Origin of the sequence: Streptomyces sp. NPDC059906, assembly GCF_042730645.1 — a bacterium.
Taxonomy (GTDB): Bacteria; Actinomycetota; Actinomycetes; order Streptomycetales; family Streptomycetaceae; genus Streptomyces; species Streptomyces rubrogriseus.
On the sequence record NZ_JBHWKU010000010.1, the window covers coordinates 101,347 to 125,090 of the forward strand.

Here is a 23,744-nt window from a genome sequence, read left to right on the forward strand (position 1 = left end):
CGGCGAGCCTATCGGCGCGGCTCCGGTCAGCGCTTCGGCGGCCGGGTGCCGCGGAACTCCCAGTCGCCGCCGAGGGCGGTGGACAGCACCTCCTCGGACTCGGTCGGCTGGGCGCCGACGTCGGTGCGGACGGGGACGGGCCCGGTGACGACGTGGTTGGTGAGCCGGCCCAGGCCCTCGACCTCGACCTCGACCACGTCGCCCGGCGCGACCGGCCGGGAGTTGGCCGGGGTTCCGGAGAGCAGGACGTCACCGGGGTGGAGGGTGATCGTGCGGGCGATGTCGGCGACCAGGTAGTGCATGTCCCAGGTCATCTCGTCGGTGGAGCCGTCCTGGACGACCTCTCCGTTGACGAGGGTCCGCAGCCGCTTGCCCCGGAAGTCCCAGTCGGTGACCAGGCCTGGACCGAGCGGGCACAGCGTGTCGGACCCCTTCACCCGGAGCATGGACCCGGCGTCGGTGTCCCGGAAGTCGTGCAGGCCGTAGTCGTTGGCCACGGTGTATCCGGCGATGTACTCCCCCGCCTCGGCCGGGGAGATGTTGCGGGCGGTCCTGCCGACGACGATGGCGACCTCGCCCTCGTAGTTGAGCCACTTGCAGCCCTCGGGCCGGACCACCGCTCCCCGGTGGGCGTTCAGTGCCGAGGTCGGCTTGTGGAAGTAGGTGGGCGCGTCGGGCAGTCCGATCCCGAACTCGTCCACCCGGCTGCGGTGGTTGAGGTGCACCGCGATCACCTTGGACGGCGCGACGGGCGGCAGGTGGTGGGCGTCGGCGATGCTCACGCGGCGGCCGTCTCCGGCGACCAGTTCGTCACCGTCGCGGACCGCCTCCACTATCGCTCCGTCGAGCAGGACTCGGCGGTACTCGGGCATGGTGGGAGCCTTTCTGGCTGGAGGGCTTTACGGCTGTCCGGGTGCGGCCGGGGTCCGGCCGGTGCCGGTCCAGCCCTCGGCGGGGCGGTCGAACCAGAGCAGGACCTGGCCGGTGCCGACGGAGTTCTCGTACGCGCCGTACTGGCGGCCCCGCGCGGTGCACGCCCGCTCGCCGAGGGCCCCGGCCATCATCAGGTAGTGGAAGAACTTCGCCTCGGGCCGGAACGTCCAGAACTCGTCCATGGTGTCGAGGACCCGGTCGTGCCGGCCGTCCTTGAACCAGGCGATGCGCTCCTCGTCGGCCGCCCGTGCCTCGGGGGTGAAGATGTGCACGGGGTCGCCGGCCTCGTGGTCGCGCAGTTCGCGCAGCGGCCAGAAGGTGTGCGACAGGGCACCGGAGGCGATCAGCAGGACGCGGCGCCCCGGGGTGGCCGCGATGCCGTCGGCCAGGGCGCGGCCGAGACGCAGGTGGTCCTCCATGTCGCCGGTCTGGCAGACGCCGATGGAGACCCAGCGTTTGCCGGGCAGGCCCTCGCCGAGGTACGTCCACAGGTTGGTGGTGGCGTAGTAGACCGGCAGGTACGGGTCGTCGATCGGGGTGATCCAGGTGCCGTGCCGGTCGGCGAACGAGGCGATGTTGTGGGCGAGTTCGGGGTCGCCGGGATAGTCGTAGGGCATGCGGCACATGCCGCGCGGCAGTTCTTCGGAGGTGTACAGGCCGGCCCGGCGGGACTGGGCGGTGACGACGAACTCGACGGTGGTCGCCCAGTGGGAGTCGAGGACGACCACGGTGTCGTAGTCGTCGCGCTCGAACACCTCCCGGCGCAGTTGCCGCAGGCCGGTGACGAGGCTGATCTCCTTGCCCTCGTTCAGCTCCCGCCGGGTCCGCTCGGGGAGCACGATGGTCGGGACGTGGGCGAGCAGACCGGCCCCCGCGATCTCACCCATGGGTCTGCCATCCCTTCGGCGCGGTGACGGTGTTCTTGAGGTCGCAGTAGAAGTCGAAGCTCCAGGTGCCGCCCTCCCGGCCCACGCCCGACTGGCGCGATCCGCCGAAGGGTGCGTCGAGGTCGCGGACGAAGAAGCAGTTGACCCAGACGGTGCCCGCGACCAGGCGGGCGGTGACCCGTTCGGCGCGTTCGGGATCGCCGGTGGCGACGGTGGCGGCCAGCCCGAAGCGGGTGTCGTTGGCCAGGTGTACGGCCTCGTCCTCGCCGGTGAAGGTCTGCAGGGTCAGGACGGGCCCGAAGACCTCCTCCTGGACGATCTCGGAGTCCTGCCGTACGTCGGTGAGGAGGGTCGGCGGGTAGTACTGCCCCTCGCCGCGCCGGCCGCCGAGGACCGCGCGGGCCCCGGCCGCGAGCGCCCGCTGCACGAACCCGTCGATCTTCTCCAGCTGGCGGTGGTGGATGACGGGGCCGACGTCGGTGCTCTCGTCGCGCGGGTCGCCCTGCCGGAGCCGGGCCGCCCGCTCGGTGAACCGGCGGGTGAACTCCTCGGCGACGGACGCCTCCACGAGGAGGCGGGTGGCCGCCAGGCAGACCTGGCCGGCGTTGTCGTACTGCTCGACGGCGAGGTCCGCGGCGAGGTCGAGGTCGGCGTCGGCGAAGACCAGCAGCGGTGACTTGCCGCCGAGTTCGAGGCTGAGCGGGGTGAGGTTCGCGGCGGCGGACGCGGCGATGTGCCGTGCGGTGGGCACCGAGCCGGTGAAGCTGATGCGGCGCACGTCCGGGTGCGCGGTGAGGGTGTCGCCGATCTCGGCGCCGTAGCCCTGGACCACGTTGAGGACTCCGGGCGGCAGGCCCGCCCCGGCGGCGATGTCGGCGAGCAGCGAGGCCGTCAGCGGTGACCACTCGGCGGGCTTGAGGACGACGGTGTTCCCGGCCGCGAGGGCCGGGGCGACCTTCCAGGTGGCGAGCATCAGCGGGGCGTTCCACGGGGTGATCAAGACACAGGGGCCGGCCGGGTCCCAGCTGACGTGGTTGGTGTGGCCCCGGGTGGTGAAGTCCTCGTGGTCCAGGGTCAGCAGCCGGTCGGCGAAGAAGCGGAAGTTGTGGGCGACGCGCGGCATGACCCCGCGGCGGTGGGAGCGCAGCAGGGCGCCGTTGTCGGCGGTCTCGACTGCGGCCAGCTCTTCGAGGCGCTTGTCGACCCCGTCGGCGACGGCGCGCAGGATGCGGGCGCGTTCGGCCGGTGGTGTCGCGGCCCAGCCGGGGAAGGCGGCCCCGGCCGCGGTCACGGCGGCGGCGGCCTCCGTCGGGGTGCCCCGGGAGATCTCCCCCAGAGGGGCGCCGTCGATGGGTGAGACGTCGGTGAAGGTCCCGGCGGAGGCGACGCGCCGTCCGCCGATGAAGTGCCGGGTGTCGACGGCGACACCGGCCACGGTGATCAGGTCTTCGGTCATGGTCTGTCTCCAAGCCTCGGCGGGGTCATTCGGCGCCGGAGGTGCCGGACTCGAGCAGGCGGCCGCCGTCCCACACCACACCGACCTGCCGGTAGTAGGCGGCGATCGGCTCGCGGACCTCCAGCCGGGCGAGTTCCTCGGTGGGTGCCTCGAACAGCTCCAGCTCGGCGTCGCCCACCCAGGACCGTCCCCCCTCGAACGAGGCGGCGCCCGACTCGACCAGCTCGTCCAGGGCGAGGCCCTTGCCCTTCTCGATGGAGGGCAGCCAGCGGTGGTGGGCCATGGGGTGGCTGTTGACGAATCCGTTGGTCTCGGACGGCTCGCGCAGGGTGACGACGGCCTGGGCGAGACGCCGGTCGGCGGCGGCGAGGGTGGCGCCGAAGCGGGCACCGGCCTCGATGCGCGGGGCCGGCCCGTAGGGGTGCGGGCGGGTCTGGTGGATGGAACCCAGCTTCTTCGGGTAGCCCTGGTGCAGCCCGCGGGCGATCGCGAAGTCCTTGTCCACCCAGATGTGGACGCAGCGGGTGTAGGTCCGCCCTTGGTACGCGCAGCGCACGACCGCGAAGGCCTCCTTGTACTGGGCGCGTACCGGGTCGAGCAGTTCACCGCCCGCCGCGGAGCACGACTGCCAGTCGGCCCAGATCAGCGCCACCGCGCCGGGGTCCTCGTCGGCGAGTTCCAGCGGCTCGGGCAGCAGTTCGCGCACGCGGGCCGGGTCGGTGCGGTACTCCACGGTGAGCAGGTCGCCGGAGTAGCGCCAGGGCGGCGAGGGGATCAGCGACGACGCACCCGTCGCCGTCTTGGGGTGGAAGTATCCACGGACACGGGTCACTTCGGCTTCCTTACGGTCCACAGATCGCTTGATGCCAAACAACATAGGAAGTCGTATACGGTTGGGTCAATACCTATCCGGATGGATAATTCTTTGGTCCCAGCCTCTTGCGGCCGGACACCGGCCCTCCCTACTGTGTGGCACCGAACGGGCGAGCCGCCTCCCGCGTCCCGCGGTCGAGGCCGTCCTCGCCTCCCCTTTCCCCCTCTCCCCCAGTGCCCCGCGGCCTCGCGGCCTCGCGTGCCGCGCCCTGGGCGGCGCCCCCCTTCCCCAGAGGAGACACCGGTGAGCGCATCCGACACCCCGCCCGTCCGCCAGCACATGGAGCGGCTCGCCGCAGATGGAATCGACGTGGTCCGGGTGACCTATCCCGACCTCATCGGCACCGAACGGGCCAGGGACGTCCTGCTCGGCCACCTGCCGGCCGCCTGCGAGCACGGGCTCGCCTTCTGCCGCGCCGTCTACCACACCAGCCCCCAGGGCGACACCGTCCCCGTCGCCGGCGGCCTCGACGCCGGTCTGCCCGACATCCGTGTCACCCCCGACCTGGACACCCTGACCGTCCTGCCGTGGGAGCCCGGCGTCGCCGCCTGCCTCGGCGACGTCACCGACCCGGCCACCGGCCGGGCGGCGCCGGAGTCGCCCCGCGACCTGCTGCGCGCCGTCCTCGGCCACTGGGCGGCGCAGGGCCTGCGCCCGGTGGTGGGACCGGAGTTGGAGTACTTCCTGTGCGACGCGGACCCGGACCGGCCGCAGGGCTGGCGCCGCTACAGCGAAGCCCGGGGTGTCGTCTACACCGCGGGACTGCGCGCGGACCCCGACAACCACCTGCTGCGCAGCCTGCGTCTGCTGCGCGGACTGGACATCGGCGTCAGCGGCGGCAACCACGAGTACGACGGTGCGCAGTTCGAGATCAACCTGACCCACTCCGACGCCCTGACGGCCGCCGACCGCGCCTTCCGCTTCAAGGCGGCGGTCAATGAACTGGCCCGTGCGGAGGGCCGGTTGGCCACGTTCATGGCCAAGCCGTTCAACGACGCGGGCGGATCGGGCTTCCACCTCCACCTGTCCTGCCTGGACGACGGGGACGGCAACGCCTTCGCCGACCCGTCCACGCCGCACGGCCTCTCCGCCACCGCGCGGCACGCGATCGCCGGAGTCCTCTCCCACGCGCCCGCGCTCGCCGCGCTGGCCAACCCGACGGTCAACTCCTACAAGCGCTTCGGGCCCGACACCCTCGCCCCCTGGCTGATCGACTGGGGGCTGGACAACCGCAGTGCCATGGTCCGCGTCCCTCCCGAGCGCGGCTTGGGCACCCGCTTCGAACTGCGTCTGGGCGACGCCGGTGCCAACCCGTACCTGCTGATCGCCGGGACGCTCGCGGCCGCGCTCCTGGGCATCAGGGCCGGCGAGGAGCCCCCGGCCCCGCTGGAGGGCTACGGCTACGACTCCGCCAGGTCGGCCGTGCTGCCGATGTCCCTGCCCGCGGCGCTCGACGCGCTGAAGGCGGACGGCGCGCTGACCGGCCTGCTCGGCAAGGACTTCACCGCCGCCTACCTCACGTACAAGCGCGACGAGGTGGCACGCTTCGAACGTCACGTCACGGACTGGGAGTTCACCGAGTACGGCTACCACCTGTGACGGCGGACCTCACCCGCGCGCGACGCGTGCGGGTGCACTCGCGGGTCAGTGCGGGTCGCGGCGGAAGAACGTCTTGCCGGCGATCCGCCACCGCCCGTCCTCTCGTACCAGGGAGAAGTGGTTGGTGAAGTCGTGGCCCTGGTAGCCGGACTCGTCGAGCACGGCGACGGCCACGTCACCGCTCACCTCGACCGAGCGGATGGTGTGCGTGTAGCCCGGCGCCCACGCGCCGGTGTCGGGGTCGGCCGCGACCACTTCGCAGAACGCCTCGATGGGCGCGGACACCAACTCCGTACCGAGGTAGCCCCACATGTACGCGTCCGGGCGGAAGACCTCCCGGACGGCCGCGGGGTCCCCCGCGCTCACCGCCGCGACATACGCCTCCACGGCCGACTCGACGTGTCCCTGCGCCTCGCTGCGGATGCTCGTCCCGGTCTCCTCGCGGGGGTCAGCCATGGTGGATCCACACACCCTTCGTCTCGGTGAACACGTCCAGCGCGTGGGAGCCCATCTCCCGCCCCCAGCCGCTGGCCCCGAAGCCTCCCCAGGGCGCCGCGGGGTCGGGGATCGCCGGCATGTTCACGAACACCGCGCCCGCGCGGATGCCGGCCGCGAGCCGGTGGGCGGTGGACAGGTCCCGGGTCCAGACCGCGGCGGCCAGTCCGTACCGGGTGTCGTTGGCCCGTGCCGCCAGGTCGTCCTCGTCCTCGTAGGCGAGCACCGGCAGTACGGGGCCGAAGACCTCCTGCCGGGCGACGGCCATCCCGTCCCGCACTCCGGAGAAGACGGTGGGCCGGTAGAAGTGGCCGCCCGCCAGTGCACCGTCGGCGCGGGCGCCCCCGGTGACCAGTTCGGCCCCGTCGGCGACACCCTGGCGGACCAGGGAGTCCACCCGGTGGAGGTGGTCGTCGCTCACCAGGGGGCCCAGTTGCGTGTCCGGGGACAGGCCGGGGCCCAGGCGCAGCGCGGCGACGGCCGCCGCGAGCTTCTCGGTGAACTCGTCCGCCCGGCGGCTGTCCACGTAGAAGCGCGAGTAGGCGGCGCAGACCTGCCCGCTGTTGAGCAGCGCGCCCCGCACATTGCCCTGGACGGCGGCGTCGATGTCGGCGTCGCGGGCGACGATGCTGGGCGCCTTGCCGCCCAGCTCCAGAGTGACCCGCTTGAGGTCGTTCGCCGAGGCCCGGACGATCTCCTGCCCCACCTCGGTGGAGCCGGTGAAGGAGACCTTGTCCACCCGGGGGTGCGCCACCAGGGCCCGGCCGGTCTCGGGTCCCCCCGTGAGCAGATTGACCACCCCCGGCGGGAATCCGGCCTCCTCGCACAGCCGCACCAGGTGCACGGTGGTCAGCGGGGTCTGCTCGGCCGGTTTGACGATCACGGTGTTGCCGCAGGCCAGCGCGGGCGCCATCTTCCACGCCGCGATCATCAGCGGGAAGTTCCACGGGGTGATGAGCGCGCACACCCCGACCGGTTCGCGGCGGGTGTAGTGCAGCGTGTCCGGGAAGGAGACCGGGCTGACGGCACCCTCGATCTTCGTGACCCAGCCCGCGTAGTAGCGGAAGTGCTCCGCGGCGCCCTGGACGCTGACCGCGCGCGCCACGTCCAGGGGCTGCCCCTGGTCGCGGGTCTCCAGTTCCGCGAGGCGGGCCGCGTCGCGCTCGATGAGTTCGGCGACCCGCCACAGCAGCCGGGCGCGCTCGGCCGCGGGCAGGCCGGCCCAGGCCGGGTCGACCAGCGCCCGGCGTGCCGCGTCGACCGCGGCGTCGGTGTCGGCCGGCCCGGCCTGGGCGCAGGTCCCGAGGACCGCCCCGGTGGCGGGGTCGCGGGTGGTGAACTCCGCCCCGTCGGCGGCGGCGGTCCACTCGCCTCCGACGAGGAGCCTGCCTCGCACATGCATGGCGAATCCTTCGGTGTCTCAGGTCAGGTGTCTCAGGTCAGGTGTCTCAGGCGTCTCAGGTCAGGCGTCTCAGGTGTCGAGGTTGCGCATCAGCCGGTCGACATAGGCGCGGTGCTCCGGGATCAGCGCGCCGTCCGGGAACATCAGCGAGGTGACGTTGGCCCCGATGGACACGCCGATGATCTCCCCCGCCAGTCCGGTGACCGCGGGTGCGTCGGCCGCTTCGCCCTTGCCGCGGGCGGCGGCGATCCGCTCGGCGAGCCGCCGGCGCCATTCGTGGAGGTGTTCGCGGTACAGCGAGGCCAGTTCCTCGTTGGCCACCGAGTGCTCCCACAGGGCGAGCAGCACGCGGGCGGAGTCGATGCGGTACTGGTCCAGCGGCAGTGTCGCCTCGACGTCGTGGCGCAGCGCCTCCCTCGGGTCGGGCGCCGGTTCCGCGGCGCCCATCTGCTCGTTCATCTCCGCGAGCACGCTCTGGAACGTGGCGGCCACGATGCTGTCCTTGCTGGGGAAGTAGCGTTTGAGAGCACCGTTGGCGAAGCCCGCCTCGGCGACGATGCTGCGCATGGTCGCGGCCTCGAAACCACCCTGGATGATGAGCTTCTTCGCGACCGCGACGATCTCCCGCCGTCGCTGATCGTGGTCGATAATCTTCGGCATAGTCTTCCCTACGGTACTGGCGAGGCGGCCGGTGCACGAAGCCCGAGCCAGCTCCGTCTGCGCTCGGCCTGCCGCGCCGGGTCGGCGACGGGCGAGGCCAGGAGCAGTCGCCGGGTGTAGGGGTGTTCCGGCTCCCGCGTCACCGTCTCGTTCGGTCCGCTCTCCACGCACTCCCCCTGGTACATCACCGAGACGCGGTGGCAGATGCGCCGGACCACCCCGAGGTCGTGCGACACGAAGAGGTACGAGACACCCGTCTCGCGCTGGATGTCGATGAACAGGTCGATCACCGCCGCCTGCGTGGTCAGGTCGAGCGCGCTGACGGGTTCGTCGCAGACGATCAGCCGCGGGCGGCGCACCAGCGCGCGGGCGATGGCGATGCGCTGGCGCTGGCCGCCGGAGAACTCGCTGGGGTAGCGGGTCACGGTGTCCGCGGGGAGGCGGACGTGGTCGAGCATCTCGGCCACCGTCGCCCGTGCGCCGGCCCGGTCGCTGCCCGCGGCGGTGAGGGGCTCGGCGAGGATCTGCCCGACGGTCATCGTCGGGTCGAGCGAGCCGTAGGGGTCCTGGAAGACGACCTGGAGGTCGGAGGCCAGGCGGCGCCGGGCGGCGCCCTTGAGGTGGGTGATGTCCCGGCCGGCGAACCGGATGCGGCCGGAGGTGACCTCGGCCAGGCCCAGGATGGCCTTGCCGAGCGTCGACTTGCCCGAGCCGCTCTCGCCGACCAGGCCCACGCACTCGCCCGTGCCGATGGTCATCGAGACGCCCTTCAGCGCGCGGAAGGTGCCGCGTCCGCGGCGGTAGTCCACGACGACGTCGTCGACGTCGAGCAGGGCCGCCTCGTCCTGTCCGTCCGCCTTCCGTTGCGTTTGCGCTGTCATCCGCGCGTCCTCCGTTGTCATGTGTGCACCTTCCGCCCGGCCGCGTGCCATGCCGCGTCGAGGTCGTCGCGGCTCTCGGTGTCGTCCTGCGAGGCGCGGATCAGCTCCGCGGTGTACGGGTCGCCGGGTTCGGCGAAGATCTGCTCGACCGTGCCGGACTCGACGACCCGGCCGTCCTTCATGACCGCGACCCGGTCGCAGATGTCGGCGACCACGCCGAAGTTGTGCGTGACGATGACGAGCGCCATCCCGTACTCCTGCTGCAGTTCACGCAGCAGTTCGAGCACCTCGGCCTGGACCGTGACGTCCAGTGCCGTGGTCGGCTCGTCGGCGACCAGCAGGTCCGGCTTTCCGGCGACCGCCCCCGCGATCAGGACGCGCTGCGCCATGCCGCCGGACACCTGGTGCGGGTAGGAGGCCAGCACCCGGTCGGGATCGGTGATGCCGACCCGCAGCAGCACCTCGCGCGCGCGGGCCCGCGCCTCGGCCCTGCTCAGTCCGTGCACCGCGCGCAGCGGTTCGGTGAGCTGGTGGCCGACGGTGTAGCAGGGGTCGAGGTTGCTCATCGGCTCCTGCGGCACGTAGCCGATCCGGGTGCCCAGCAGTGCGTGGCGCCCGGAGCGCGGCAGGTCGCCGACGGCCCGGCCGCCGATCCAGATGCCGTCGGCGGCCGTACGGGCGTCCGCGGGCAGCAGGTCCAGTGCGGAGAACATGGTCTGCGACTTGCCGGACCCCGACTCGCCGACGATGCCGAGTACTTCCCCGGGGGCGACGTCCAGGCTGACCCCGCGTACGACCTGCTTGTCGCCCTGTGCCGTGTCGTAGCCGACGCGAAGGTTCTCGATGCGCAGCGCGCTCTGCTCGACGGTGTGCGCCAGTTCGCCGCTGGTCGCGCACGTCGCCCCGGTCTGTGTGTCGCCGGGCGGTTCGGTGCGGCGGCGGGGCGCCGGTTCGGTGCGTACGCTCACCAGGTCGGCGAGGGTCGAGCCCATGAACGCGAGGGCGGCGATCGTGAGGCCCAGTGCGAGGGACGGCCACAGGAGGATCAGCGGATGGGTCCCCATGGTGCGGAACCCGTCGTTCATCATCTGGCCCCAGTCGGGGGTGGACGCGGTGCCCACGCCGAGGAACTGCAGGCCGGTCTGCATGCCCATCGCGATGCCCGCGGTGAGCGCCGACTGGATGATGACGGGGGCGCGGACGGCCCGGAGCATGTGCGCGCGCAGGATCCCGGCGTGGGTGAGGCCCGCGACGCGGGCCGCGTCGACGTAGGGCTCCTTGCGCACGGAGAGTGCCCTGGAGCGGGAGATGCGGTAGTAGCCGGGTGCCATGAACGCGCCGACCGTCACCATCAGCACCGTGAAGTCGGCGCCGGTGCCCGCGGCGACGATGAGGAGGACGATCATGCCGGGCACGGACTGCACGCCGTCGCTGATCCATGAGCAGATCCGGTCGGCCACGCCGCCGAAGTACCCGGCGGCCACGCCCGCGGGCACGCCGAGCCCCACGCCCACCAGGCAGGCGACGGCGGCTCCGTAGACGGTGGTGCGGGCGCCGTACAGCAGCCTGCTGAAGATGTCCCGGCCGGCGGAGTCGCCGCCCATCAGGTGCTCGGCGCTGGGCGGGGCCTGGGTGAGGTTGTAGTCGACGAGGTTGGGGTCGTGCGGGGCCAGCAGCGGGGCGAACAGCCCCACGAGGACGACGAGAACGAACACCACGAGGGCGGCGACGCCGAGCGGGCGGCGCAGATACCGCGACCAGAGTCGCTGATGGGCGCGGACGGGTTCGTCCGGAGCGGGGAGTACGGCGTCTGTCATATCTCGCGCACCTTCGGGTTGATCCACCCGAGCACCAGGTCGAGCAGGAAGTTGATGAGGACGACGAAGACGACGGTGACGGCGGTCAGGCCGAGCAGGATCGGGATGTCGCCGATCTGGGAGGCCGACTGGGTGAGGCTGCCGATGCCCGGGAGGTTGAAGATGATCTCGACGACGATGGCGCCGCCGAGCAGCCCGACGAACATCACCGCGAGGACGGTGAGCGCGGCGGGTGAGGCGTTGCGCAGCACGTGCAGGGTCACCCGGCGGGAGGACAGGCCGCGGGCCCGCAGGGTCCGGACGAAGTCCTGCTTGCCGACCTCGAGGAAGCCGTTGCGCAGCTGTTCGGCGATCATCACGATCGCGGCGAGGGCCAGGGCGACCGACGGCAGGGTGATGGAGCTGAGCCACGCGGAGGGTGACTGGGTCAGCGGGACGTAGCCCACCGCGGGGAACCACTTGAGCCGGACCGCGAACGTCATGACGAGCATGAGGCTGACCCAGAACCCGGGGAGGGCGAACAGCACGACCGAGGCGAGCTTGAGCACGCGGGCGAGTACGCCGCCCGGCCGCAGCCCGGTGGCGATGCCGACGGCGAGTCCGACGACGGCGGCGAGGAGCGTGGCGGCCAGCACGACCGAGAGCGTGACCGGGACGCGCAGGGCGATCTGGTCCGAGACGGGCTGGAAGTTGCGCCACGACGTACCGAAGTCGCCGCGGACGGCGTGCGAGAACCAGTCCCAGAACTGGGTGAACAGGGGGCGGTCCAGGCCGAGCCGCTCGTGCAGCGCCGCCCGTTGGGCCGGTGTGGCGTTGTTTCCGAGCAGGCCGGCGGTGGGGTCGCCGATGGCCAGGTGCGCCAGGAAGAAGGTGGCGGACGAGACGACGAGCAGGAGGACTACTCCCGACAGCAGTCGCCGGATCGTGAATCTGATCATGTAGGGGCCCCTCTGAGGGCGGGGCCGCCCGTCGGCCGGGCGGCCCGCGCCGGAACAGGTACCAGCTGCGCCGGAACAGGTACTAGCCGCGCTGGACGAACCGCAGGGTCGGGAACATCATTCCGGTGATCGGGGTGACCTTGATGCCCTTGACGCTGAAGTAGGTGTTGTTCGCCTGGTACCAGACGTCCTGCCATGCCTGGTCGGTGATCTCCTCGTTGAGTTGGCGGATCAGCGGCAGCTGTGCCTCGCCGGTGGCCTCCTCGATCTTGCCGACCAGTTCGTCGACCTTGGGGAAGTCCTCGGTCGAGGGGTTCGGGTTGAACCACTGCTCGGAGGTGATCCGGCCGTCCACCGAGGCCGCCGGGTTGGAGTCGAGGGCGAGGACCGCGATGAACATCGGGTAGGTGGCGGCGTTCTTCTGGTAGTCGGGCGGCGACATGTTCTTCCAGGTGACCTTGATGCCGAGCTTGCCGAGGGTCTGCTGGACGGAGGGCTGCCACGGCTGGAAGATCGACGACATCGGCATCGTCACCTTGAACCCGTCCGGGTAGCCGGCCTCGGCCATGAGCTGCTTGGCCTTGTCCAGGTCGAACGCGTACCGGTCGTTGAGCGCCGCGTCGTACACCGGCCGGCGGGCGGGGAACACCTGGTTGGTCGCCACCCCGGCGTCCTGGCCCACGGACTTGAGCATGGCCGCACCGTCGAAGGCGTGGTTGAGGGCCCGTCGCACCCTGATGTCGCCCAGCGGCTTCAGCTGCTTCCCGGTGCGGTCGGTGTACTGGATACCCACCCAGGTGGCGACGTCCGACGCGATGTTCCAGCCGTTGTCCTTGGCCCGGGGGATGTCCTGGGCGTTGGCGTAGGCGATGTCCAGCTGGCCGGAGAGCATGGCGTTGAAGCTGGCGGTCGGGTCGGCGATGGGCAGCACGTGCACGCTGGCGAAGGGATAGGTCTTGTCGTCCCAGTGCCCGGACTTCTTGCTGAAGACGTACTCCGAACCCGGCGTCGACTTGCCCTTGTCGTAGGTGTACGGGCCCGAGCCGACCGGCTGGGTGGCGAGCGAGCCGGCCTCGATGGCGGCGGGCGAGGCCATCCAGCTGCGCCCCACGCCCATGTAGTAGAGGAGGGCGTCGTCCTTCTTCTTCAGGTGGAGGGCGATCGTGTCCTCGTCGACCTTCTCGATATCGCCGACGTTGGCGTAGGTCGCACCGGAGCGCACGCCGGCCTTGAGGTGCTGGAGGTTCTTCACCGCCGCCGTGGCGTCGAAGACCTGCCCGTCGGTGAACTTCACGCCGGTGCGCAGGTCCATGGTGAGCGTCAGGTGGTCCGGCGAGTACTTCCATGCCTTGGCGAGTCCGGGGACGGGCTTGGAGTTCTTGTCCAGGGCGACCAGCGGGTCGTAGAGGGCCGACAGGTAGGGGCCGTCGAAGCCGATGTCGGCCTGGGCCGGGTCCCAGGACGTGACGTCGAGGAGGGTGCCGATCTTGATGTCCTCGTCGGCGGTGGACCCGGTGGGCGTGGTGGTGTTCGTGCACGCGGCCATCGCGAACGCGGCGACCGCGACGAGTGTGGCTCTCCAGATTCGCTTCATGGAGTCTTCTCTCGCGTAAGAAGGGGCGCTGGCCAGATCGATCCGGGAGGGGAAACCGCCCGCCCTCTCGCCGTCACAGCGCTCGGCGCACAGATGGGGAGTGGGTGCGCGGAAGTGTTCCCCTGCCCGCCACCTCACGTGTCGTGGCCGTTAGTCTACGGGCGTCGGCGAAAAAGACAATGGCTCCGCCACAGCCAATTGGCAAGCGGCGGAGCCAGGTCGAGCCCGAGCAACGAAGTGCAGGTCAGACGGCCTCTGCGACGACGACGCGCGGACTTCCGGGCAGTGCGATCACCTCGCGCCGGCGCCAGCCCGCCGCCTCCAGCCAGGCGGTGACGTCGGACTCCGGGTAGACGACCGTGCCGTCGATGACGAAGTACTCGCCGGCGTGCAGCGCGTCGATCGGGCGCTGGCGGTCGTCGTCGTCCAGCAGGAAGTCGAGCAGGAGCAGGGTCGCGCCGGGGCGGGCGGCGGCACGGGCGTTGGCGAGAATGGCGCGGTTCTGCTCGGCGGTGAACCGGTGGATCACGTGATTGACCATCACGAGGTCGTGCTCGCCGCCCGGCCGGGCCGTGTCGGTGGGCGCGGGATCGACCGTCGCCCGGTCGGCGAGACCCGCCGCGTCGAGCGCCTCGGTGAGCGACTCGGTGGAGGCCGGGTCGAAGACGAAGCGGGCCCTCAGTCCGGGGTTGGCCCGCAGGGCCCCGAGGGTGAAGTCCGGCGAGAGGCCGCCGAGGTCCAGCAGGTTCCGGTAGGGCCCGAAGTCGAAGGACCGGGCCAGCATGGCGGCGTGCAGTGCGTTGTACCGCATGACGCCGCCCATGAAGGTCCCCCAGCGCCCCTCGTCCATCTCCAGTTCGCCGGGCTTGGCCGTGTCGACCGTGGTGTCGAACTGCAGCCAGTGCCCGTAGCTGATCTCGTTCAGGAAGCCGAGGAAGGGGTGCAGGTCCAGTTCGCCCTCGCCCGTCAGGTGGGCGGCGGCGTCCGGTGCCAGCCGGTAGCGGCCCCCCTCGCGCTCCAGCAGCCCCAGTCCGTTCATGGCGTCGGCGAGGATCCGGGCCATCCGCTCGCTGAGACCGGTCACGGAGGCGAGTTGGGCCACGTCGCGCTCCCCTTCGGCGAGGGCGCGGAAGAGGCCGGTGCGGGCGGCGGCGAAGAGCTGCTTGGCTCCCATGTATCCGATCGCGATGTCGACGATGCGGTCGGGGGCGGCAGACGTGGTGAAGGTGACGGGCGATTCGGACGTGGTCATGAGGTTCTCCTGAAGTGGTGTAGTACGACGGTGGGGCGGGGCTGTGGGCGTCGGCCGGGCGCCGCCACGGTCACCAGGTGCCGTCCGCGGCGACGTCGCGGTCGAGCCACAGGTCCGCCACGGCACGGCGCAGCGCCGGGGCGCCGACCCGTTCGAGCAGCGCGACGGCTTGGACGTTGTCCTCCAGTTGCGCCTGCCTGGACACACCGACGAGGACGTTCGCGGTCGCGGGGTTGGCCAGGCAGAAGGCGATGCCCAGTTGCGCGGGCGAGGCGCCGAACGCGTCGGCCAGCCGGCGCACCTCGCCGTAGGACGCGGCGATGCGCTCCCGGATGCCGCCGACGTCGGCGCCGATCTTGCGGTCCGGACGGAGCTTGCCGGCCAGGATGCCGCCCTCGAAGACGTCGGACGCCTGGAGGGCCAGTTCGCCGGACTCGAACAGCGGGGCGTAGTAGCGGCCCTCGGCCATCGACCTGCGGACCAGGCCGTACTTGAGCTGGGCGAACGAGGGTGGCACCAGTCCCCGCGCACGGGCGGTGTCGATCGCCGCCCGCAGGTCGGGGTAGCGCCAGTTGTTCACGCCCCAGGTGGTGAACCGGCCCGCGTCGATCTGCTCGGCGACGTCGGTGACGACCCGCTCGACGTCGAGGTCGCCGAGATAGTCCCCGACGACGACCATGTCGGCCCGCTCGACCCCGATCCGTTCCAGGGACGTGTCCAGCTGCTGCGCGAATCCGGTGCCGGGATAGTCCCAGAGCCAGAGTTTCCCGCAGAACTGCCAGTCGGGGCGCGCCAGTCCGGCCTCCCGTACGGCGCGGCCGAAGATCAGGTCCGTGCGGGCGTTCTCCGCGTGGGGGCCCATGTCGTAGTGCGCGACGTCGAAGAAGGCGCAGCCCAGTTCGGCGGCCCGGGCGACCAGGGACACCGCGTCGTCGAAGTCCATCCGGTCCCAGGTGTTCCATGACCCCAGCGCCAGCACCGGCACATCAGGGCCATCGGGCCCCAACCGGCGGCGGGGAACAGACTGTTGAGCGCTCAAAGCTCCTCCCGAAGCCTCGGCTTTTTCGTCTACGCTTGTATACTATAAATCGGACCGCCGTGACAGAGGTCTCGGCGCGAGGGGAGTGAAGATGAAGCGCACACGCACCGTGCTCGTGACCGGCGGAGCGGGCGGGATCGGCCGGGGGGTGGCGGCGGCCTTCGCGGCGGCCGGGGACACAGTGGTGATCGCCGACCGGGACGCGGAGCGCGTCACGGCGACGGCCGAGGACCTGGGCGTGCACGACCTGGCCCTCGACATCACCGACGAGCGCTCGGTCGCCCGTGGACTGGACGCGGTCCAGGACCGGTTCGGGCCGGTCGAGGTGCTGGTGAACAACGCCGGACTGCTCACCCTGCACGGAGCACTGCTGGAGCTGCCCGGCGCCGACCTGGACACCATCCTGCGCACCAATGTGGTGGGCACGTTCCTGATGACGCAGCACACGGCCCGGCGGATGGTCGACGCCGGTGTCGCCGGGGCGGTCGTCAACATCTCCTCGATCGGCGGGCGGCAGCCGACCCCGGGCATGGGCGGCTACGAGAGCAGCAAGGCGGCCGTGGACGCGCTCACCCGCTGGGCCGCGATCGAGCTGGCCGGGCACGGCATCCGCGTCAACGCCGTGGCGCCCGGCCCGGTGCTCACCGAGATGCTGGCGGCCGGCATGCCGGAGGGCTCGCCGCAGCGCAGGGCGTGGGAGGACCGCATCCCGCTGAAGCGGCTGGCCGCGGTGGACCACGTCGCCGCGGCGGCCGTCTTCCTCGCCGGAGACACCGCCGCGCACATCACGGGTACCAGCCTTCCGGTGGACGGGGGCCAGCTGCTCACGTAGGCGGCGGGCGGGTGGCCACGGCGGCCCCGGAGCGGGCGAGCGGGCCGCTCCGGGGCCGCGGCAAGTCACACGGCCGGCCGGGGATCAGACGCTCTCCGCCTGCGGGACGCGCACCCCGTGCTCATGGACGACCTCGCCGTCCACCACGGTCAGTTCCACCTCGACGTCGGGCAGTTCGGCGGGGCTCAGGGAGAGCGGGTCCGCCGCCAGGACGCACAGGTCGGCCGCCATCCCCGGCGCGAGTGTTCCCTTCCAGGACGCGGCGGCGTCCTGGCGGGCCGGCTCCACCGTGTAGCAGCGCAGGAGCCGCTCCATCCGCGCCCGCGGATCGGCCGCGGCCCCCATCCACTCGTCGGCGGCGGCGATCTGGCGCCGCCAGTCCGGGGAGAGCACGGGCGCGTCGGAGGTCAGACACATGGACACGCCCGCGTCGAACGCCGCCTGGAGCGGCCAGGCCGCCGCCGCCGAGCCCGGGCCGAGTGCGTCGTCCACCAGGGAACGCGTGCGCACCGCGATCTCCGGCTGGGTGTCGAGACCCACCCCGAGTGCGGCCATCCGGCGCAGCTGGGGCCCCGTGACGAGGTCGCCGTGGATGATGTAGTGCCCCAGGTCGGCATCGTGCTCGGCCCTGGCCCGCTCGACCGCGTCGAGTGCGACGTCGATGGACCGGTCCCCGGTGGCGTGCACGCCCACCTGCCTGCCCGCACGGTGCGCGGCGACGATCATCCGCGTCAGGTTGGCCTCGCGCTCGGCGTCGTCGGCGCCCGCCACGAGGAGGGACGGTCTGACGCCGTCGGCGTAGCAGTGGTGCGTGTAGGCCGACCGCATCGGCGGGATGCCGTCGGCGAATATCTTGACGCCCGCGAACCGCAGCCACCGCGGGTCGCTGGTCGCGCCGTCGGTGGCGGCCAGTCCGGTGAGGAAGTGCTCCAGGTCGCTCGGCCCGTCGAGCTCGCCGTACAGCCACAGGACGGTGACCCGGGCCCGGAGCTTCCCCTCGGCCGCGAGCGCGCGGTACTGCTCGGCGACCGAGGTGCCGAAGGCGCCGGTCGGCCCGTGGTCCTCGCCGGGGCCGAGGCCGGGCTCGGTGTAGCTGGTGATGCCGAGCGAGGCGGCGAGTTCCCCGGCGCGCAGGATGGCCCGGCGGCGCTGGGCGTCGTCGAGGAGCGGGCGCTCCCGGGGCGCGCCCGGGACGGCGTGGTCGCCGAAGAGGGTGTCGGGCCACATGGCGCCCAGCCAGGTGGCGTGCAGATGGGCGTCGTTGATGCCGGGCAGGACGGCACGTCCGGCCAGGTCCACGACCTCGGTGGCCGGGCCGGCGAGCGCCAGCACCTCGGGGTCGTCACCGACCCGGGCGACGGTCCCGTCGCGCAGGGCGACGGCCGTCGCCCTGCGGCTGTCCGGCTCCAGGGTATGGACGACACCCCCTCGCAGGATCAGGTCGGCCGGTGCAGTTCGGGCGTCTCCGTCGGCTGTGCGCACGGGTGCTCCTCGTCGCTCTCAGGGTCTCGACATTTGAGTCGACAGTCGTAGACTAACCCATCGTCGAGCCCTTGATCCGCTCGATACGAAGGAGCTGTGATGGACTTTCCCTCCTCGACACGCGCCGCCGTACTCACCGCGCACGGCGCTTCGTTGGACCTCACCGACCTGCCCCTGCCGCCCGGACCGGAACGCGGCGCCGCCGTCGTGCGCATCGTCTGCACAACCCTGTGCGGCACCGACATCGAGATCTGGTCGGGCAGGATGACCTTCCCCGGCATGCTGCCGATGGTGCTCGGCCACGAGATGGTCGGCGAGATCGTCGCACTCGGCGAGGACACCCGGGACGCACTGGGCCGCGAGCTGTCCGTCGGTGACCGCATCGGCTGGTCGGAGTCGACCTGCGGCGCGTGCCACGGCTGCACGGTGCTGCGCGAACCGGTCGCCTGCTCCGCACGGGGCTACGGGTTCCTGCAGCGTGCCGACGTCCCGCCGCACGCCACGGCCGGCCTGTGCGAGTACGCCTATGTCGTCCCGGGCGCGGCCAAGCTGCTGCTGCCACCGGAGATCCCCGACACCTGGGCCGCGATGGCGGGCTGTGCGGCGAAGACCGTGCTCAGGGCGTTCTCGCGGGCCGGCGGGGTGCGCCCCGGGTCCCGCGTCGTCGTCCAGGGTTCGGGGGCGCTCGGCCTGTTCGCGACGGCGGTGGCGTATCTCAGCGGCGCCGGCAGCGTGATCACCGTCGGCGCGCCCCCAGAACGGCTCGCGCTGGCCCACGAGTTCGGCGCCGACGAGACGGTGGACATCGCCGACGGCTCGGAGGCCGTGGTCGACCGGGTGCGGGAGCTGACCGGCGGCCGCGGTGCCGACCTGGTCCTCGACTTCGCCGGCGCTCCGTCGGTGGGCCGGGAGGCGGTGGAGATGGCCGCGCAACGCGGCCGCGTCGTCGTCGTGGGCAGCACCGGTCCGGACGCCGAACCCCTCGCGCTGGGCACGGTGATGGGCAAGGAACTGAGCATCACCGGTTCCCTCAACGGCGACATCGCCGACTACCACGAGGCCATCGGATTCTTCACCTCGTTCGCCGACCGCATGCCCTGGGACAGGCTGTTCGGCAAGCCCGTCGGCCTCTCCGAGGCGTCCGCCCGCATCGCCGCGATGCACCGGCACGAGGAGATCAAGGCCGTCATCGATCCCCGGCTCGCCTGAGCGGTCCGGAGAAAGGAACCACGCACATGACCACCACCCCGCTCCCCCGGCGCCGGATCGGCACCAGCGACCTCGAGGCGTCGGTGCTGTCCCTCGGCTCGTGGCACACCTTCGACCGGATGGACTTCGCGGACGCCGTCGCCATGGTGCGGCACGCACTCGACGAGGGCGTCAACCTGTTCGACGTCGGTGTGTACGGCCTGCCCGGCGCGCCCCCCGTCTTCACCGACGTGCTGTGGGGCGCGATCATGCGGGCCACCGGAGCCCCCAGGGACAGTTACCTGGCGTCGGTGAAGCTGTGGATCGAGGGCTTCGGCGCCGACGGGTTCGCCCCGCAGCTGAAGAACGCGTTCCTGCGGACCGGGCTCGACCACGCCGACCTGGTGGTCCTCGGCGACCTGCGGCGCGACGACGTACGCCTGGAGGACCTGGTCGACGACCTGGCCGGCCTCACCCGGGACGGGCTGATCCGCGCCTGGGGCGTCAACAACTGGTCGGCCTCGAACATCCGCGCCCTGCGCCGGATCGCCGCCGAACGTGGAGTTCCCGGACCGCAGATCGCGCAGCTGAAGTACAGCCTGGCACGGCGCGCGATCCCCGACGGGGAGCCGTTCGCGGAGCTGTTCGCCGAAGGGTTCGGCATGCAGGCGTCCGACGTCCTGGAGGGCGGCATCCTCGCCGGGCGCACCACACCCGGCCGGGAGATCGGCCGCGACCCCGGTGCGATCCGCGACGCGATCGTGGCGACCGTTGCGGGCGTCACGGAACTCGCCGGCAAGCTGGGCACCACGCCCGCGCAGCTCGCGATCGCGTTCACGCTGAGCCATCCCGCCAACGTCACGACGCTCGTCGGTGCCACCCGGCTGGAGCAGGTCCGGCAGAACCTCGGCGCCCTGGAGCTGGTGCGGCGCGTCGGGGCCGACGAACTGCGGTCCCTCGTCGACCCGTTCTGGTGCGATCGCGGCATCGTGGACCCGGAAGGCCCCTGACCGTGACCACACCACGACACACGACCCCCTCGCGGCCACGGCCCGGCGCCGTCCCCGTACCGGTCCCCTACGACCCGCACCTCGAACCGGGCCTCGCGGCCTGCCGCGAACTCATCGAGCGGATTCCGCTGCGGTCGGACACGATCCTCGCCAACCGCGCGCACTTCGCCACGATCGTGCCGCCCGTCGAGGAGGCCATCGGCGCGAACCCGGTGGACTTCGAGCACGTGAGCGTGGCCGGTCCGGCCGGCGCGCCGGAGGTGGAGCTGACGGTCCTGCGTCCTCGTGGGGGTGCCCGCGACGCGCCCGGCATCTACGGCATCCACGGGGGCGGCATGGTGCTCGGCAACCGCTTCTTCGGCATCGCCGGGCTGGTCGAGGAGGTCGTGAATTCCGGTGCCGTCGCCGTGAGCGTCGAGTATCGGCTCGCCCCCGAGCATCCCGCGCCCGCCGCCGCGGAGGACTGCTACGCCGGTCTGGTCTGGTTCGCCGAGAACGCCGCCGCCCTGGGTGCGGACCCCGACCGCCTCCTGGTCGGCGGGGCGAGCGCGGGCGGCGGCCTGAGCGCGGCGCTGGCCCTGATGGCCCGGGACCGCGGCGGGCCGGCCCTGGCCGGGCAGCTGCTGGACTGTCCGATGCTCGACGACCGCAACACCACGGTGTCGAGCCGGCAGTACGACGGCATCGGCATCTGGGACCGCAACAACAACGACACGGCGTGGGACGCGCTGCTGGGCGCGGACCGGGGCACCGACGCCGTCTCCCCCTACGCGGCGCCCGCCCGCGCCGACGACCTGTCCGGGCTGCCTCCCGCCTACATCTCGGTCGGCGCGGCCGAGGTGTTCCGCGACGAGGCGGTCGACTACGCCACCCGGATCTGGGCCACCGGCGGGCAGGCGGAGTTGCACGTCTGGTCCGGCGGCTACCACGGCTTCACGGGCTTCTCCCCGGACGCCGAGGTGTCCCGGGCCGCCGTGACCTCCCGGGAGTCCTGGATGCGGCGGGTCCTGCACACCGACGGCCGGTCCCGGTGACCGCATCCGCGGAACGCGGCGCGGCGCGTGTCATGAGCGCGCGCCGCGCCGCGTTCGTCCTGGGGTCGCTGGAGGTGTTCGGGCCGCTGTCGATGGACCTCTCCATGCCGCTGCTGCCCCAGCTCGCCAAGGACCTGCACACCAGTGACAGCCTCGCCCAGGCGTCCATGTCGGTGTGCATGCTCGGGCTCGCGCTCGGCCAGCTCGTGACGGGTCCGCTCAGCGACCGGCTGGGCAGACGGCGGCCCCTGCTGTGGGGCATCGCCCTCTTCACGGTGTTCTCGCTGCTGTGCGCGTTCGCGCCCACGATCGAGATCCTGCTCGTGACGCGGTTCCTGCAAGGTCTCACCGGTTCGGCGGGGATCGTCGTCGCCCTCGCCGCCGCCCGGGACACCGCGTCCGGCATCGAGCTGGCGCGGCTGCTCAGCCTGCTCGGGCTGGTCGGGGCACTGGCCCCGATCGTCGCGCCGGTGGCGGGTGGGCAGCTCGCCGCGGTCATGGACTGGCGGGGCCTGTTCGTCGTCCTGGCCGGCGTCGGCGCCGTACTCCTGGTCGTCGCGGGCACGCTGCTGCCCGAGACCCTGCCGGCCGGTGCACGGCACGCGGGCGGTTTCGCCGAGACCGGACGGCGGTTCGGCACGGTCCTGCGCGACCGCCTCTTCGTCTGCTACCTGCTGGTGGGGGCGTGCACCGGCACGGCCTTCTTCACCTACCTGGCGTCCATCAGCTTCGTGCTGCAGGACGGCTTCCACCTCAGCCCCCAGGCGTTCGGTGCCGTCTTCGCGGCGAACGCGGTCGTCGCGGTGTTCGGTTCGCTGTTCAACCGGAGTGTCGTCCGCCGGGCCGGACCCGCGCGCATGTACGTCCTCGGCACGACGGCGACCGCCGTCGGCGCGCTGGGCCTGCTCGGCACGGTGGTCGCCGGTGCCGGTCTGACCGCGCTGCTGCTCGTGCTCGCGCTGGTGCTGTTCTGCTACGGCGTCATCAGCCCCAACAGTTCGGCGCTCGCCCTCTCCGGGCACGGTGACCGCGCCGGTACGGCGGCGGCGCTGCTCGGCATGTCGAGCTTCGCCGTGGGCCCGGTGGTCGCGCCCGTCGTCGCGCTCGGCGGGGCGGCCGACCTGACGATGGCCCTCACCATGTCCGTCGCCACCGGCGTCGCGTGCCTGCTCGTGTGGACCGCCGTACGGCCCCGGCTGCGTCGGGACGGTGACCGTCCGCCGGCCCGCGCACACCGTTGCGACGGGGCGGGGGAGCATCGCGGCGCCCGTCACTGACGACCGCCCAAGCCGAAGGGCCGGACCGCGTGCGGTCCGGCCCTTCGGCGTCGGTGTGTCAGCCGTCCTGGCCGCCCGGCTCGACGATGCCCAGGCCGTCGGCGCCGACCTGTACGGCGGACTCGTCCAGCACCGCCTCGGCGACGGGCTGGAGGCGGCCGTCGAGGTCGAGGACCCCGGACGCCTCCTTGTACCAGGACTCGATCACCGCGTTGCCCCAGAAGTCGCGGCGGCGGTCGTCGTGGACGTTCCACCGGTAGGTCTCGTGGTCGGGGTCGCCGGTGTAGTAGTCGGAGGTGTAGATCTCCACCCGGTGGCCGTCGGGGTCGCGCAGGTAGAGGTAGAAGGCGTTGGAGACACCGTGCCGGCCGGGGCCGCGCTCGATGTGGTGCTCCTGGCGCAGCGAGCCGAAGAGGTCGGCGGTGCGCAGCACCTGGTGGGACTCGTGGGTGGCGACGCCCACGTGGTGCAGCCGGGGGCCCGCGCCGCCGGTGAAGGCGACGTCGTGGACGGTCTGCTTGCGGTACATCCAGGCCGCGTACAGCTCGTGCTCGTCGCCCTCGATGGTTTCCGAGCAGCCGAAGCCGAGTGCCTTGTAGTGGGCGTAGGCGGCGGGTATGTCGGGGGTGCAGATGTTGAAGTGGTCCAGGCGGGCTATCTCGGCGCCGCGGCGCAGGTCGTAGCGCTGGATGAGGCGCTCGGCGCGCTCGATGCCGTGGAAGAACTCCACCGGGAAGCCGAGCGGGTCGACGACCCGGACGGCGTCGCCGACGCCCGGGGTGCCCGCGCCCTTGGGAACGCGGCGGACGGGCCGGCCGAGGGCGCGGAAGTACTGTTCGGCGCGGTCGACGTCCTCGGGGGTGCGGACCCGGTAGGAGATGTGGTCCAGGGCCGCGGTCTCCCCCTTGCGCAGCACGAGGGAGTGATGGGTGAGTTCGTCGGTGCCGCGCAGGCACAGCAGGGTCTCGTCCTCGTACTGGATGTGGAAACCGAGCATGTCGCCCCAGAACCAGCGCGCCCGGTCCAGGTCGGTGACGACCAGCTGGGCGTAGGCGGAGCGGACGACGTCGGGAGGTGTACTCATGGGTACGGCT

General features: G+C 72.1%; 21 protein-coding genes. 6 read left to right on the forward strand and 15 right to left on the reverse strand.

The window, feature by feature from the left end; translation table 11 throughout:
• Positions 1 to 26: 26 nt before the first annotated feature.
• The 4 genes from ACFV9J_RS17650 to ACFV9J_RS17665 are packed head-to-tail and all read right to left on the reverse strand — an operon-like array spanning position 27 to position 4,108.
• Complete coding sequence (locus tag ACFV9J_RS17650) at positions 27 to 872, reverse strand: fumarylacetoacetate hydrolase family protein (RefSeq protein ID WP_385355163.1); 846 nt, start codon at positions 870 to 872, stop codon at positions 27 to 29.
• Positions 873 to 899: 27 nt separating this feature from the next.
• Positions 900 to 1,820 carry a 3,4-dihydroxyphenylacetate 2,3-dioxygenase gene (locus ACFV9J_RS17655; protein ID WP_385355166.1) on the reverse strand — a complete coding sequence of 307 codons (921 nt, stop codon included), beginning with the start codon at positions 1,818 to 1,820 and terminating at the stop codon, positions 900 to 902.
• Positions 1,813 to 3,276 carry an aldehyde dehydrogenase gene (locus tag ACFV9J_RS17660; RefSeq protein ID WP_385355168.1) on the reverse strand — a complete coding sequence of 488 codons (1,464 nt, stop codon included), beginning with the start codon at positions 3,274 to 3,276 and terminating at the stop codon, positions 1,813 to 1,815. The genes ACFV9J_RS17655 and ACFV9J_RS17660 overlap by 8 nt, the downstream gene beginning before the upstream one ends.
• A gap of 25 nt (positions 3,277 to 3,301) precedes the next feature.
• Positions 3,302 to 4,108 (reverse strand): acetoacetate decarboxylase family protein, encoded by an 807-nt coding sequence (locus tag ACFV9J_RS17665; protein WP_385355170.1) that lies wholly within the window; start codon positions 4,106 to 4,108, stop codon positions 3,302 to 3,304.
• A 285-nt stretch (positions 4,109 to 4,393) separates the two neighbouring features.
• Between ACFV9J_RS17665 and ACFV9J_RS17670 the strand changes: the two genes are divergently transcribed.
• Positions 4,394 to 5,749 carry a glutamine synthetase family protein gene (locus ACFV9J_RS17670; RefSeq protein WP_385355172.1) on the forward strand — a complete coding sequence of 452 codons (1,356 nt, stop codon included), beginning with the start codon at positions 4,394 to 4,396 and terminating at the stop codon, positions 5,747 to 5,749.
• Positions 5,750 to 5,794: 45 nt separating this feature from the next.
• Here ACFV9J_RS17670 and ACFV9J_RS17675 read toward each other — a convergent pair whose 3' ends face one another.
• The 9 genes from ACFV9J_RS17675 to ACFV9J_RS17715 all read right to left on the reverse strand — a co-directional run bounded on the left by ACFV9J_RS17675 (position 5,795) and on the right by ACFV9J_RS17715 (position 15,767).
• The gene (locus tag ACFV9J_RS17675; protein ID WP_385355174.1) at positions 5,795 to 6,205 is read right to left on the reverse strand and encodes a nuclear transport factor 2 family protein; all 411 of its coding nucleotides are present in this window, start codon (positions 6,203 to 6,205) and stop codon (positions 5,795 to 5,797) included.
• On the reverse strand, positions 6,198 to 7,646 hold the full coding sequence (locus tag ACFV9J_RS17680) for an aldehyde dehydrogenase family protein (RefSeq protein ID WP_385355177.1): 1,449 nt from the start codon (positions 7,644 to 7,646) through the stop codon (positions 6,198 to 6,200). The genes ACFV9J_RS17675 and ACFV9J_RS17680 overlap by 8 nt, the downstream gene beginning before the upstream one ends.
• Before the next feature lie 69 nt (positions 7,647 to 7,715).
• Positions 7,716 to 8,306, reverse strand: coding sequence for a TetR/AcrR family transcriptional regulator (locus ACFV9J_RS17685; protein ID WP_385355180.1), 591 nt, complete (start codon positions 8,304 to 8,306; stop codon positions 7,716 to 7,718).
• Positions 8,307 to 8,314: 8 nt separating this feature from the next.
• Positions 8,315 to 9,187, reverse strand: coding sequence for an ATP-binding cassette domain-containing protein (locus ACFV9J_RS17690; protein WP_385355182.1), 873 nt, complete (start codon positions 9,185 to 9,187; stop codon positions 8,315 to 8,317).
• A 17-nt stretch (positions 9,188 to 9,204) separates the two neighbouring features.
• Entirely contained in the window at positions 9,205 to 11,004 is a 1,800-nt protein-coding gene (locus ACFV9J_RS17695) for a dipeptide/oligopeptide/nickel ABC transporter permease/ATP-binding protein (protein WP_385355184.1), read from the reverse strand.
• Complete coding sequence (locus ACFV9J_RS17700) at positions 11,001 to 11,942, reverse strand: ABC transporter permease (RefSeq protein WP_385355186.1); 942 nt, start codon at positions 11,940 to 11,942, stop codon at positions 11,001 to 11,003. The genes ACFV9J_RS17695 and ACFV9J_RS17700 overlap by 4 nt, the downstream gene beginning before the upstream one ends.
• 82 nt (positions 11,943 to 12,024) lie before the next feature.
• Positions 12,025 to 13,536 carry an ABC transporter substrate-binding protein gene (locus ACFV9J_RS17705; protein ID WP_385355188.1) on the reverse strand — a complete coding sequence of 504 codons (1,512 nt, stop codon included), beginning with the start codon at positions 13,534 to 13,536 and terminating at the stop codon, positions 12,025 to 12,027.
• A gap of 244 nt (positions 13,537 to 13,780) precedes the next feature.
• Positions 13,781 to 14,788 carry a methyltransferase dimerization domain-containing protein gene (locus ACFV9J_RS17710; protein WP_385355190.1) on the reverse strand — a complete coding sequence of 336 codons (1,008 nt, stop codon included), beginning with the start codon at positions 14,786 to 14,788 and terminating at the stop codon, positions 13,781 to 13,783.
• A 70-nt stretch (positions 14,789 to 14,858) separates the two neighbouring features.
• The gene (locus ACFV9J_RS17715; RefSeq protein WP_385355193.1) at positions 14,859 to 15,767 is read right to left on the reverse strand and encodes an aldo/keto reductase; all 909 of its coding nucleotides are present in this window, start codon (positions 15,765 to 15,767) and stop codon (positions 14,859 to 14,861) included.
• Between the two features lie 151 nt (positions 15,768 to 15,918).
• Here ACFV9J_RS17715 and ACFV9J_RS17720 point away from each other — a divergent pair, with 151 nt between their 5' ends.
• The gene (locus ACFV9J_RS17720; RefSeq protein ID WP_385355195.1) at positions 15,919 to 16,659 is read left to right on the forward strand and encodes an SDR family NAD(P)-dependent oxidoreductase; all 741 of its coding nucleotides are present in this window, start codon (positions 15,919 to 15,921) and stop codon (positions 16,657 to 16,659) included.
• 84 nt (positions 16,660 to 16,743) lie between these two features.
• Here ACFV9J_RS17720 and ACFV9J_RS17725 read toward each other — a convergent pair whose 3' ends face one another.
• Positions 16,744 to 18,141, reverse strand: coding sequence for an amidohydrolase (locus tag ACFV9J_RS17725; RefSeq protein WP_385355197.1), 1,398 nt, complete (start codon positions 18,139 to 18,141; stop codon positions 16,744 to 16,746).
• A 99-nt stretch (positions 18,142 to 18,240) separates the two neighbouring features.
• Between ACFV9J_RS17725 and ACFV9J_RS17730 the strand changes: the two genes are divergently transcribed.
• From ACFV9J_RS17730 to ACFV9J_RS17745, 4 genes are read left to right on the forward strand one after another with little or no spacing between them, the layout of a single operon-like run.
• Positions 18,241 to 19,350 carry a zinc-binding dehydrogenase gene (locus ACFV9J_RS17730; protein WP_385355200.1) on the forward strand — a complete coding sequence of 370 codons (1,110 nt, stop codon included), beginning with the start codon at positions 18,241 to 18,243 and terminating at the stop codon, positions 19,348 to 19,350.
• Between the two features lie 26 nt (positions 19,351 to 19,376).
• Complete coding sequence (locus ACFV9J_RS17735; RefSeq protein ID WP_385355202.1) at positions 19,377 to 20,339, forward strand: aldo/keto reductase; 963 nt, start codon at positions 19,377 to 19,379, stop codon at positions 20,337 to 20,339.
• Positions 20,340 to 20,341: 2 nt separating this feature from the next.
• Positions 20,342 to 21,373, forward strand: coding sequence for an alpha/beta hydrolase fold domain-containing protein (locus ACFV9J_RS17740; RefSeq protein ID WP_385355204.1), 1,032 nt, complete (start codon positions 20,342 to 20,344; stop codon positions 21,371 to 21,373).
• 32 nt (positions 21,374 to 21,405) lie between these two features.
• Positions 21,406 to 22,650, forward strand: coding sequence for a multidrug effflux MFS transporter (locus ACFV9J_RS17745; protein ID WP_385355206.1), 1,245 nt, complete (start codon positions 21,406 to 21,408; stop codon positions 22,648 to 22,650).
• Between the two features lie 58 nt (positions 22,651 to 22,708).
• Here the strand turns inward: ACFV9J_RS17745 and hpaD are convergent, their stop codons facing one another.
• Positions 22,709 to 23,734: a 3,4-dihydroxyphenylacetate 2,3-dioxygenase gene (gene hpaD, locus ACFV9J_RS17750; RefSeq protein WP_385355208.1), complete on the reverse strand. Its 1,026-nt coding sequence runs from the start codon at positions 23,732 to 23,734 to the stop codon at positions 22,709 to 22,711.
• Positions 23,735 to 23,744: the final 10 nt, after the last annotated feature.